Raw genomic sequence first — 12,628 nt, forward strand, 5'->3', positions numbered from 1 at the left:
CGCGGCGCCTGCGGCGCCCGCCCCCGGCGGCCCCGAGTACGTACCGCTGCGCGGCCCCTCCGCCGCCGTCGCGAAGAACATGAACGCCTCGCTGGAACTGCCCACGGCCACCTCCGTGCGCGCGATCCCGGTGAAGCTGCTCTTCGACAACCGCATCGTCATCAACAACCACCTCAAGCGCGCCCGCGGCGGCAAGATCTCCTTCACGCACCTCATCGGGTACGCGATGGTGCAGGCCCTCAAGGTCATGCCGTCGATGAACTACTCGTACGCGGAGCGCGACGGCAAGCCGACCCTGGTCAAGCCCGAGCACGTCAACTTCGGTCTGGCCATCGACCTGGTGAAGCCGAACGGCGACCGTCAGCTCGTCGTCGCCGGCATCAAGAAGGCCGAGACGCTCAACTTCTTCGAGTTCTGGCAGGCGTACGAGGACATCGTCCGCCGCGCCCGCGCCAACAAGCTGACGATGGACGACTTCTCCGGGGTCACCGTCTCGCTGACCAACCCGGGCGGCCTCGGCACGGTCCACTCCGTGCCGCGTCTGATGCCCGGTCAGTCGGTCATCATGGGCGTCGGCTCGATGGACTACCCGGCCGAGTTCCAGGGCACCTCCCAGGACACCCTGAACAAGCTGGGCATCTCCAAGGTCATGACGCTGACCTCGACCTACGACCACCGGGTCATCCAGGGCGCCGCCTCCGGCGAGTTCCTGCGGATCGTCAGCCAACTGCTGCTCGGCGAGAACGACTTCTACGACGAGATCTTCCAGGCGCTGCGCATCCCGTACGAGCCGATCCGCTGGCTCAAGGACATCGACGCCTCGCACGACGAGGACGTCACCAAGCCCGCGCGGGTCTTCGAGCTGATCCACTCCTACCGGGTGCGCGGCCATGTCATGGCCGACACCGACCCGCTGGACTACCTCCAGCGCAAGCACCCCGACCTGGACATCACCGAGCACGGCCTCACCCTGTGGGACCTGGAGCGGGAGTTCGCGGTCGGCGGCTTCGCCGGCAAGTCCATGATGAGACTGCGCGACATCCTGGGCGTGCTGCGCGACTCGTACTGCCGCACCACCGGCATCGAGTTCATGCACATCCAGGACCCGAAGCAGCGCAAGTGGATCCAGGACCGGGTGGAGCGCCCGCACGCCAAGCCCGAGCGCGAGGAGCAGCTCCGGATCCTGCGCCGGCTGAACGCGGCCGAGGCGTTCGAGACCTTCCTCCAGACCAAGTACGTCGGCCAGAAGCGGTTCTCGCTGGAGGGCGGCGAGTCCGTCATCCCGCTGCTCGACGCCGTTCTGGACGCCGCCGCCGAGTCCCGGCTGGACGAGGTCGTCATCGGCATGGCCCACCGCGGCCGGCTCAATGTGCTGGCGAACATCGTGGGCAAGTCGTACGCCCAGATCTTCCGCGAGTTCGAGGGCAACCTCGACCCGAAGTCGATGCACGGCTCCGGCGATGTGAAGTACCACCTGGGCGCCGAGGGCACCTTCACCGGTCTGGACGGCGAGCGGATCAAGGTCTCGCTGACCGCCAACCCCTCGCACCTGGAGGCCGTGGACCCGGTCCTGGAGGGCGTCGTCCGCGCCAAGCAGGACATCATCAACAAGGGGGGCACGGACTTCACGGTCCTGCCGCTCGCGCTCCACGGCGACGCGGCCTTCGCCGGCCAGGGCGTCGTCGCCGAGACGCTCAACATGTCGCAGCTCCGCGGCTACCGCACCGGCGGCACGGTGCACATCGTCATCAACAACCAGGTCGGCTTCACCGCCGCCCCGGAGTCGTCGCGCTCCTCCATGTACGCGACCGATGTGGCCCGCATGATCGAGGCGCCGATCATCCATGTGAACGGCGACGACCCGGAGGCCGTGGTCCGCGTCGCGCGGCTCGCCTTCGAGTTCCGCCAGACGTTCAACAAGGACGTCGTGATCGACCTCATCTGCTACCGCCGCCGCGGTCACAACGAGGGCGACAACCCGCAGTTCACCAACCCGCAGATGGTCCGTCTGATCGACAAGAAGCGCTCGGTGCGCAAGCTCTACACCGAGTCGCTGATCGGCCGCGGCGACATCACGCTGGAAGAGGCCGAGCAGGCGCTCCAGGACTTCCAGGGGCAGTTGGAGAAGGTCTTCGCGGAGGTCCGCGAGGCCACCTCGCAGCCCGCCCCGGCCCAGGTCCCGGACGCCCAGGCCGAGTTCCCGGTGTCAGTCGCGACCGGTGTCTCCCAGGAGGTCGTCAAGCGGATCGCCGAGTCGCAGGTCAGCATCCCCGACTCGGTCACCGTCCACCCCCGGCTGCTGCCGCAGCTCCAGCGCCGCGCCGCCTCGGTGGACGACGGCACGATCGACTGGGGCATGGGCGAGACCCTCGCCATCGGCTCGCTGCTGATGGAGGGCACCCCGGTCCGGCTCTCCGGCCAGGACACCCGCCGCGGTACGTTCGGCCAGCGCCACGCGGTCCTGGTCGACCAGGAGACCGGCGAGGACTACACGCCGCTCCAGTACCTCACCGGCGAGCAGGCCCGTTACAACGTCTACGACTCGCTGCTCAGCGAGTACGCGGCGATGGGCTTCGAGTACGGCTACTCCCTGGCCAGGCCGGACGCGCTGGTCATGTGGGAGGCGCAGTTCGGCGACTTCGTCAACGGCGCGCAGACGGTCGTGGACGAGTTCATCTCGTCGGCCGAGCAGAAGTGGGGCCAGACCTCCGGGGTCACCCTGCTGCTGCCGCACGGTTACGAGGGCCAGGGCCCGGACCACTCGTCCGCCCGCCCGGAGCGCTTCCTCCAGATGTGCGCGCAGAACAACATGACGGTCGCCATGCCGACGCTGCCGTCGAACTACTTCCACCTGCTGCGCTGGCAGGTCCACAACCCGCACCACAAGCCGCTGGTCGTCTTCACCCCGAAGTCGATGCTGCGTCTGAAGGCCGCGGCCTCGAAGGCGGAGGAGTTCACCAGCGGCAGCTTCCGCCCGGTGATCGGCGACGCGGGTGTGGACCCGGCCGCGGTCCGCAAGGTGGTCTTCTGCGCCGGCAAGGTCTACTACGACCTGGACGCCGAGCGGCAGAAGCGCGGCATCACGGACACCGCGATCCTGCGTCTCGAGCGGCTGTACCCGCTGCCGGGTGCGGAACTCCAGGCCGAGATCGCCAAGTTCCCGAACGCCGAGAAGTACCTGTGGGCGCAGGAGGAGCCGGCGAACCAGGGTGCCTGGCCGTTCATCGCGCTCAACCTGATCGACCACCTGGACCTGGCGGTCGGCGCCGATGTGCCGGGCGCCGAGCGGCTGCGGCGGATCTCGCGTCCGCACTCGTCGTCGCCGGCGGTCGGCTCCGCGAAGCGCCACCAGTCGGAGCAGCAGCAGTTGGTCCACGAGGTCTTCGACGCGTAGCTTTCGTCGTTCGTCATCAAGCGCCGGACGGGCTTACTCAGCCCGTCCGGCGTTTCGTTCGGGGACACCGCGCCAAATCGTCTGCGGCTCGAAGTCCCAGTGGGTCCGTTCGCGCCGCTCCTGGTCAGGTGAGCGGCGGCTCGAAGTCCCAGTACGGCCGGATACGGGATCTGGCCGCGACGGTGTGCACATGCTGCGGACCCAGCGTCGCCGCCAGATCGTCCAGCGCCTCCTGTTCGAACTTCTCGGCGCGCTGCGCGTCCCGCAGCCCCCGCAGGTCCGCCGCGTGCGCGATCCGGGCGGAGAGCGTCAGCGGGTGAGTGCGGCCGAGGACCTCGGTGGCTCCGGCGATGGTGGCACCGGTCAGCGCCGCCGCGCCCTCCGCGTCACCGGTGATGTTGCGCAGCGCGGAGGCGTTGACGGCGCAGCCCAGCGTCCACGGGTGTGTCTCGCCCACGGCCCTGGTCATATCGGTGAGAGCGTTCTCGGTGAGTTCCAGGGCGTGGTCGCGCTCGCCCACATTGCGCAGGATCAGCGCGTGGTTGGAGCGGGTACCCGCGACATACGGATGGTTCTCGCCGAGCATCCGCAGATAGCCCTCGACGACCCGGTCGCTTATGTCCATGGCCCGGTCGATGTCACCGTGCTCACGTGCGAAACAGCTCTGGCCCGCCGCGAACATCATGGTCAGCGGATCGTTCTCGCCGAGCACCCGCTCACAGCTCTCCAGCACCTGGGTGAACAGCGCGGAGGCCCTCTCGCGTTCGCCCGAGCGGTACAGGCACAGCGCGAGATTGTGCTCGGCGCGCAGGGTCTGCGGATTCTCCCGGCCCAGCACCATCCGGTGGACACGGGCGCTCTGCGACTGGAGGGACTCGGCCTCGCTGTAGCGGCCGAGGAGCCTGAGGTCCGTCGCGTAGTTGATCTCGGAGTAGAGCGTCCAGGCGTGCCGGGGGCGCAGAAGCTGCCGCCGGGCCTCCAGGGTGCGCCGGTGCAGGTCCAGGGACTCCTCGTACCGGCCGAGCAGCCGGAGCGAGATGGCCAGGTTGTTCTGGGCGTTGAGGGTACGGGAGTCCTGCTCGCCCAGGAGTTCACGGAAGGAGGCGAGGATCCAGCCGGAGATCTCCAGCGCCTCCTCGTACCGCCCGAGGCCGCGCAGATCCGCGGCGAGCCCGCCCGCCGCGCGCAGATGCTCCAGGTCCTGCGGGCCCTTCTCCTCGCGGAGATGCTCCACGGCCGCCCGCTCGATGGCTTCCGTACCGGCGTAGTCGCCGACGGCCCGCATCAGATTCGCGTAGTGGTAGCTGACGTCCCAGATCCTCGGGTGGGTGGCGCCGAGGAGATCGCGCCAGGCCTCCAGCGCGCGCCTGCCGAGGGTGATGCCCGCGCGGTACTCGCCCGAAAGGTACATGTAGCGCAGGCAGTTGAGGACCAGGGTGTGCATGGCCGGGTCGGTGCTCTGGAGGACGTCGGCGGCCTTGAGGTGCGGGGTGATCTCCGCGTACCGGGGCCAGAGCCTGGTGTCCGTCGGCCGGCCGGGTTCCGCCCGTACCAGTGCCTTGCGGACCACCTCGATGAATTCCTTGTGGTCCTGCTCGGGCATGTCCAGGTGGACGATCTGGTGGACCATCCGGTGCATGTAGAGCGCGTCGCCCGGGGCGCCGGAGGCGCCTTCGCCGCTCACCGCGTCATGGACCTCGCGCTCGCCGACCCCGGCGGCGCGCACCACGGCGTACTGCCGCAGCTTGTTGATCGCCCGGGCCCAGCGCACCGGGTCGTCGACCAGGCCGCGCAGCTTCTCCGGGAGGTCCTCCGGCGGCAGGTCGCGCACCAGCCGTACGGGGATGGCGCCGGGCGCGAAGAACGTACAGAGCCGGAGCAGGTCCACCGACTCGGGCACGGTCTCGCGGAGCTTGTTGAGCAGTATCGACCAGCCGGTCTGGAAGGCGAGCGGGAAGTCCGCGGAGACCTTGACGACGTCCTGGTCGATGCCGTCCTCGAGGAGCGCGATGTACTCGTCGACGGACATGTCCGAGTCGTTGAGCCAGCCGGCCGTCTGGTCGAGGAGCAGCGGAAGGTCTTCGAGGGCCTCGGCGAGCTGGCCGGCCTCCTCGTACGTCAGGCGCGGGGCCCGGCGCCGTACGAAGGCGACCGACTCGACGCGGTCGTAGACCGGGACCTCCAGCAGGGTGCTGTTGTGCTCGCCCCACTCCGGGTTGCGGGCCGTGATCAGCACATGGCCGGGGCCGGTCGGCACCAGGTCCCAGATCTGTTCGGGTTCGTCGGCGCCGTCCAGGACGAGCAGCCAGCGGCTGTACGGTTCGCCGCGCCGCAGCGCGTCCCTGGCGGCCCGCAGCCGCTCCCCGTACTCGACACCGGTGGACAGGCCGAGCGCGGGGGCGAGTTCGGCGAGTTTCTGGCGGCAGGTGACCCGCTTGTCGGCGGAGACCCACCACACCACGTCGTACTCCGCGCCGAAGCGGTACACGTACTCGGCGGCGAGCTGGGTCTTGCCGACCCCGGACATGCCGTGCAGGGTGACGACACCGGCGCCGCGCCCGGCTTCCTGGAGGGCGTGGTAGGCCGCGTTGAGGAGGGGCTCGCGGCCGGTGAAGCGGGTGTTGCGGCGGGGCACTCCGCCCCAGACGTCGGGCGAGTCGGCGGGATAGCGGGGGCCGCGCCGCAGGTCTCCCTGGTCGCCCAGGGGTTCGGCGGACAGCCCGAGACGGGTCAGGACCCGGCGCTCGGCCTCCTGCTCGCCGACCGTGGTGAGATCGGCGGCGGCGAAGACGGTGGTGGCGCCGGGCAGTGCGGCCGTGGTGACGGTGACACCGGCGAACCGCTCGGACTCCGCGGCGACCACCTCGCGCAGCGCGCTGTTCCACTCCTCGTGGCCGCGCGGGCCGAGCTGGAAGTACCACTCGCTCAGTACGACGAGGACGGGCCCCGGCGCCAGCAGCAGATCGCGCAGGCATTCCACGAGCGGGACATCGTCCGGCGGGTCCCACCGCTGGTAGACGACGGCCAGTCCGCGCCGTTCGAGCCGGTCCCCGATCCAGGCCGCCCAGGCCCGGTTGAAACCGGCGAAACTGATGGTGACAGCCTGCGGCCCGGTTGCTCCAACTGGCTTACGCACCGCGGGCATTCGACCGTCTCCCTGCATCGTCATACGCCCTTCTAACATACTCCGCGACCCCTGGTTTCCATCCCGGGGCGTGCCGCATCACGTTCCGTTCCTTTGGCGCCAGATCATCCGTGCCGTCCGTACGTAGGACGCGGCCCGGGCGAGATGCCCGGGCGGCGGAGGATCTTCGGACAGCCGGTGGTACACGGTGATCATCTCGTTGACGAGGATCCGTCCTTCGCGGGTGAGCGCCCCCGAGGCGGCCAGTACGGGCAGGACCGCGCCGACCTGTTCGCGGCAGCGCGCGTGCTCGGCCCATGCCTGGTCGCGGGCGGCGAGCCGGTCCGCGCCCAGGGCGTAGCGCTGCCAGAAGTCGGCGAGCGCGATATGTGAGAACGCGCCCTGGAGCAGCCCGTCGAAGGGGCGCGGGTCGGAGCGCCAGGGGGCGAAGTGCCGGGGCGCGGCGTCCTCATGGTGGAGGGGGGCGAGAGCCGCGAGGGCGGCGAGCTTGGTGTGCTGGAGTTCGTGCACAAGGGTCGACGCGAAGAACGCGGGGGTGGCCGGGCGGCTGGTGAGGACCGCGCCGAAGGCCTCACGGCGGGTGCCGCTGCACTGCGCCGGGCCGTCGCCGGAGGGCGCGGAGCCGGGCGGCGGCGAGAGCGGCACCAGACAGTGCAGCAGGGTGGCGGTCTCCTCGGAGCGGTGCGGGCCGCCGATCCGCAGCAGCGGCTCCACGCGCGCCCAGGACCGCGCCCAGCTCTCGCGGTGCGTGTCGTCGAGGCTGGCGACGGCGGACAGCCCGAAGCGTTCCAGCCGGGTGCCCGCGGTGCGGTACGGATCGGTGTCGTCCAGCGGTACGGGCGCGGCTCCGGGCCGTACGGCGGGCAGTGCCAGTACGGGCAGCCAGCGCGGGTCGCCGGAGCGGGTGCCGTCGTCGGTGAGCCTTACGGTGACGGGCTGGGCGCCGCCCGCGCCGCCGCCCGGCCGGAGTGTCACCCGGCCGTCGGCCAGCTCGGCGTCGACGGGTGAGGGCGGGCCCGGCTCGGTGCGGAGAGCGCCCAGGGTGGGCAGGGCGAGCAGCCCGTCGTGGGCGGTCAGCCGGGCGGTGAAAGGCAGCCCGGCGCGGATCGCGGCGGCGGCGGCGAGCGCGCTGAAGTGGTCGAGATCGGCGGGGAGTCCGGGGTCGGGGGCGGAGCCGGTGAGCCCGCGCAGACAGCGCTGCGCCCAGGGGCCCGCGAGCGGATAGAGCAGCACGGTCCGCACGGCGGCCCGGTCGGTACGCTCGGCCGCCTCCAGCAACGCCCAGTCCTGGCGCAGCCGGTCGAGCGCGGCGGGCGGGCAGAGGGCGGCGGGGGCGGCCTCTGCGGCGTCGAGAAGGGCCCGCAGCAGGACGAGCCGGCGGGTGTGCTGGTCCCGCACCAGCAGCCCGAGCGCCTCGGAGCCGCCTTCGGTGCGGCCGATCTCCCGCACCACGGCCTCGGGTATGCCGCTCACCGGATGCCTCCGCCGGTCGCCGCGGCACCGAGGGGGCCGGTGACCGCCGGGCCCGGCGCCGTGGCCTCCGTGAGCCTCTTCGCCACATGGCGGATCAGCCGGTCCAGGTCCGCGCAGTAGACCGACGGGTGCGTGAAGCCGTCGCCCTCGCGGTAGCGGTGGGCGTAGTTGCCGCCGCCGCAGACGGAGAGCAGGGGACAGGTGCGGCAGGCCGGGGACAGCGCCGACGCGCCCGACTGGCGGGCGGCCACGCCCGGGTGGGCCAGGGCGTCGTCGAAGGAGTGCCGGAAGATGTCGAGGCCGGTGGCGGCGGCGCCGTCGTAGGCGGACTTGAGCGAGTCGACCTGCTCGATGGACCCGTCGGTCTCGATCACCACCGCGTTCAGCGGGTCCAGCCCGAGGGACTCGGTCGCGGCGGGCAGCCCCAGCAGCAGCGCGAGACACTCCTCGAAGAGCCGGATCCGGGTCTCCCGGTGGCCCGCCGACCACCAGCGGTCGAAAACCGCGCTGAGCCAGTCGCCGTACGGGGTGGGCCGGCCGGCGGCGGGGCCGTGGCGGGGCGGATCCATGACCGGCAGACCGGGCGGCGGCGCCGTCCAGTTGCCGTGCGGCAGGAGCAGGTCGACCGCGGGCGGCCGCAGTTCCAGCAGCGATTCGTACAGCTCGACCGGCTCGGTCCGCGGGTCGACGACGGTCAGGATGCCCGCGTACGCCTCCGGGTGGCGCTCCGCGAGCAGCCGCGCCCCGCGCGCGGCGGCGGGCCAGGAGGGGCGTCCCGCGTGGTCGGTGCGGAGTGTGTTGTGTTCGGGCCGGCCGCCGTCGAGGCTCACACCGACGCGTATCGAGTGACGGGCGAGGGTGGCGATCCGGCGCTCGGTGAGCAGGGTGGCGTTGGTCTGCACGGTGGCGTGGACCGTACGCTCCCGGCCGGCCCGTTCCCGTACGAGACCGGCGAAGGCGGCCAGCCGGGCGGCGCCCACGAGCAGCGGCTCGCCGCCGTGCAGGACGAGCGAGAGCGCGGCCGGCCCGTGTGCGTCGGCATGCTCGGCGATACGGGTGGCGGCGCGGTCGAGGACCTCCGGCGCGGCGGCCGCGGGCCGGCCGCGCCAGGTCCGGTCGGGACCCTCGTACAGATAGCAGTAGCGGCAGGCGAGATTGCACCGCCCGTGCACCTTGACGATGAACTGCCCGAAGGGCACACCACCGGGCCGCGCCCCGGCATACGGGTACGCCGCTCCGCGCGGACTCCCCCGTCGAGCCACGTCCGTAACCCCCATGATGTACGGCGTGCGGGCAGCCTCGCCCGCCTGTCCGGGACAACGCCGTCCCGGATCGGAATCGTGGTCAGACGCCCCTGTCAGAAGGCGTTGTTGAATCCCCAGAGCATCTCGCGCGGCTGCTCCGACCTGTCCCGCAGATCCGCCACCACCTCGGCGAGCACCGGGTGGTCCAGGGTCCGCAGCTCCGCCAGGTCCAGTGCCAGCAGATCGGGCAGCTCACCGCCGCCCGTGGAGACTTCCGCCGCCGCGCCGTGTGCCGACTCGCTCATGTCTTCTCCCCGTTGCCGTGTCCGGGAGCGCTCTCAGCGCTCCAGCTCGGCCAGTCGCTCCATGCTCGACCGGGCCGTCTCACCACCGCCGTCCGGCAGCTTGCGCCATTCCGTGCGGGCCGCCCGGTACGCCTCGCGCGCGGCCCGGGGCCGGCCCGCCCTCTCGTATGTCATACCCCGCCAGTGGTTCGCTTCAGCACGCAATCCGACCGCTTCAAGCCGTTGTCGGAGACTTTCCAGCTCTGTTTCGGCGACCCTCGCGGCGTCGGCCGCGTCACGGAACGCCTCGGCCGCGTCGTCGAGCCTGGCGGGCCGGCGCAGGGTCTCGTACGCGTCGAGATGGGAGCGCCCCAGCTCCAGCCAGCAGCGGGCCTCGGTCAGCGGATCGCCCGCCTCCTGGGCCGCGAGGCCGAAGAGGTGCTCGGCCTCGCGCAGATCGACGCGGTCGTCGTTGATCCGGTGGCGCAGCATCAGCGCCCGGCCCAGCATCAGCAGCCGTTCGGCCTGGCGTGCGGTGCCGGTGACCGTTTCCGTACGGCAGTCGCGCAGCACCCGTACCGCGGCGCCGGTGTACGGCGCTCCGTCGGGGAGTTCGGCCCGGCGCAGCAGGGCGGCGCCCCATTCGGCGAGGAGGTCGGCGTGGGCCCGGGAGTCGCGGGCGGTGCCGCGGGCCGCGCGGGAGAAGCACTCGGCGGCCTCTTCGAGGTCGGCGGGGTCGCCGGAGCGTTCGTACCGGGCGACGCGCACCCGGCCCGCGCGGGCCCGGAGCGAGGAGAGCAGCCGCTCGTCCCGTACGGTCGCGAGCGACTGGTCGACCAGTGTGGCCGCCTCCTCCAGGCCCTCGCCGGACCGCAGCAGGGCGTCGACCAGGTCGAGCAGGATCCTGGCCTGGGTGGAGACGGTGTGCTGTCCGGTGCCCGGGGCGAGTGCCTTGCGCAGGGAGCGCGCGGCCTGGGTCGCGTACACCTGGGCCTGTTCGGTGTCGCCGGTGGCCCCGGACAGCCGCAGCAGGGTGCGGCCGTGGGCGAGGGGCAGCCCGGCGGGGCGGTTCTCCTGGTCGGGCCAGACGTCGGCGAAGGCCTCCAGCATCCCGATCGCGCCCTGGAGCAGCGCGCTGTCGCCGCCGAGGCGCCACTGTGTCTCCAGGGCGCGCACCCGTTCCAGGGTGAGCCGCAGTGCCTCGGCGGGCTCCAGCCCCGGGGCCGCGCAGGCGACGGTGTACTCGCGGTCGGCGCGGCGCAGCAGCTCCAGGGCGCCCGGCCGGTCGCCGCGCCGGCGCCGGTCCTCGGCGGCGGCGTGCAACACCTGTGCCAGTACGGCCCGTTCACGGACGGCCCGGGGATGGGCGACGGCCCGCTCGGCGGCCCGTACCGCCTCGCGCAGCAGCTCGCCGCCGCCCTGGACCTCCCACAGCCGCAGCAGCCCGCGCGCGAACTCGGCCCACAGCTCCGGGTCCGCGGCGCCCGGCGCCTCGCGCTCGGTGGCCGCGCGGAGCTGCTGCACGGCGTCGATCAGATACTGGACCATGCCGTCGGACTCGAACTGGCGCAGCAGCACCCGGGCGCTCTCCACCGCCGCGTTGGTGGTCGGGTCGCCGGTTCCCGAGCCGTCCGGATCATGGTCGGTGAACTGCTCGGGCAGCGGCATGAACCGCTCCAGCACCCGGGCCGCGACCTCGGCGAAGGGATGCGGGACCCGCTGCCCCCGGCCGCCGGGCTCGCCGCCGTCGCCGCTGTCCGTGCCATCGGCGCCGTCGGCCCCGAAAGCGGCGTCGTCGTCCAGGCTGCCGCGCGGGAAGAGCGGCCCGTGGCGGCCGTCACCGAGCTGTGCGAGCGCCAGGGCGGGGAAGTTGGGCCCGCCCCTGCCGAACCGCTGCTCTATGTACTCGGAGCAGTGTTTCAGTACGAGCAGCGCCTCGTCCCGCCCCAGCGGCCCGAGCAGCGCCTCCTGCACCCCGGGGGCGAACTCGTACCACGGCCCGTCGTCCGCGCCGTCGCTCTTGCTGCGCGAGAGCAGTCCGCTGAGCAGCACCTCGGCGAGTTCCGAGGGGCCGGAGTCGGGCAGCATCGTGCGCTGTACGAGCTGCATCACCGGCAGATAGAGCGGGGCGGCGGCGAGATAGACGGCGAGCTGGCCGGCGACCGGCGAGGCCGCCGAGCGGAATCTGCTGACGAGCTGGAGCGAGGACATCCGGTCGCCGGGGCGTGCCACGGGTGCCGCGCGGTGGTCGGCGCGCACCCAGCCGACGGCGCCGGAGATCCGGCCCGCGCCGGTGCCGGACAGCAGCCGGGCCCAGGCGCCGAGCGCGCCCGCGACCGGCGGCAGTACAGGGACGGCGAGGGCACCCGGATGCGCCGCGGGCCCCGCCGCCGCCTCGTCGGAGACTCTCAGCACGGCGGCTCCCGTGAGCCCTTCGCCCCGGGAGAGCACCCCGTAGGTGACGGGCAGCCGGGTGCGGTTCCACATGCGCTGCGGCAGCGGCTGGATGACGGCGGTCGGGGCCTGGCGGCCGAGCTGGTGCAGCAGCCGGTGGGCGCGCCCGCTGTGCCAGAGCGGTCCGGCGCAGTCGCTGACGACCACGGTGACCCGGCGGCCCGTGGGGTCGCTGAGCCGGTCGGCGGAGCTGAGGGGCGCGGCGGCCGGGTCGGGGCTCCTGCTGACGGCGGGCGCTCCGTCCGGGCCCTGGTGCAGATAGCGCACCTGCACATCCCGGAAGGCGCCCAACTGCCCGAAGATCTGTTGGAGTTCGCCGAACAGCCGCTCCCACACCCGCATCGACGACGAGGCGTCCATGACGAGCTGGAGGAGCGCGTCCGCGCGGGACACCCCGCGGAACACCGGGATGATCAGCCCGCCCGCGCGGGCACTGAGTTCGACGGTCGCCACCTCATCGAGGGTACGGCGTACCGGGGGCGCGGCCGGACGGTATCGCTGGAGCGGACGCAGGGCGCGCTGGAGTTCGAGCGGCGCGGGCAGCGCGGGGGCGGCGGGCACGCCGAGGGTGAGCGCGGCGGAGCCGCTGCCGGGACCGGAACCCGCCCGGGGGCCGCCGTGGCGGGGCTCGGGG

The 12,628-nt window shown here is 72.5% G+C and carries 6 protein-coding genes; 1 reads left to right on the plus strand and 5 read right to left on the minus strand.

Translation table 11 applies throughout. The annotated features are described in order from the left end of the window. On the plus strand, positions 1-3,394 hold a 3,394-nt coding region (locus WH07_RS31805; RefSeq protein WP_046507851.1), incomplete at its 5' end, for a multifunctional oxoglutarate decarboxylase/oxoglutarate dehydrogenase thiamine pyrophosphate-binding subunit/dihydrolipoyllysine-residue succinyltransferase subunit. 124 nt (positions 3,395-3,518) lie between these two features. Here the strand turns inward: WH07_RS31805 and fxsT are convergent. From fxsT to WH07_RS31830, 5 genes are all read right to left on the minus strand, one after another. Continuing rightward, entirely contained in the window at positions 3,519-6,539 is a 3,021-nt protein-coding gene (gene fxsT, locus WH07_RS31810) for an FxSxx-COOH system tetratricopeptide repeat protein (RefSeq protein WP_046507853.1), read from the minus strand. 78 nt (positions 6,540-6,617) lie between these two features. After that, positions 6,618-8,012 carry an aKG-HExxH-type peptide beta-hydroxylase gene (locus WH07_RS31815; protein WP_046507855.1) on the minus strand — a complete coding sequence of 465 codons (1,395 nt, stop codon included), beginning with the start codon at positions 8,010-8,012 and terminating at the stop codon, positions 6,618-6,620. Continuing rightward, positions 8,009-9,289 (minus strand): FxsB family cyclophane-forming radical SAM/SPASM peptide maturase, encoded by a 1,281-nt coding sequence (locus WH07_RS31820; protein ID WP_079023719.1) that lies wholly within the window; start codon positions 9,287-9,289, stop codon positions 8,009-8,011. The genes WH07_RS31815 and WH07_RS31820 overlap by 4 nt, the downstream gene beginning before the upstream one ends. An 80-nt stretch (positions 9,290-9,369) precedes the next feature. Continuing rightward, positions 9,370-9,561, minus strand: coding sequence for an FxSxx-COOH cyclophane-containing RiPP peptide (fxsA, locus tag WH07_RS31825; protein WP_046507860.1), 192 nt, complete (start codon positions 9,559-9,561; stop codon positions 9,370-9,372). A gap of 33 nt (positions 9,562-9,594) precedes the next feature. Continuing rightward, on the minus strand, positions 9,595-12,628 hold a 3,034-nt coding region (locus tag WH07_RS31830), incomplete at its 5' end, for an SAV_2336 N-terminal domain-related protein (RefSeq protein WP_046507861.1).

The sequence above is a fragment of the Streptomyces odonnellii genome (genome assembly GCF_000981895.1).
GTDB lineage: Bacteria > Actinomycetota > Actinomycetes > Streptomycetales > Streptomycetaceae > Streptomyces > Streptomyces odonnellii.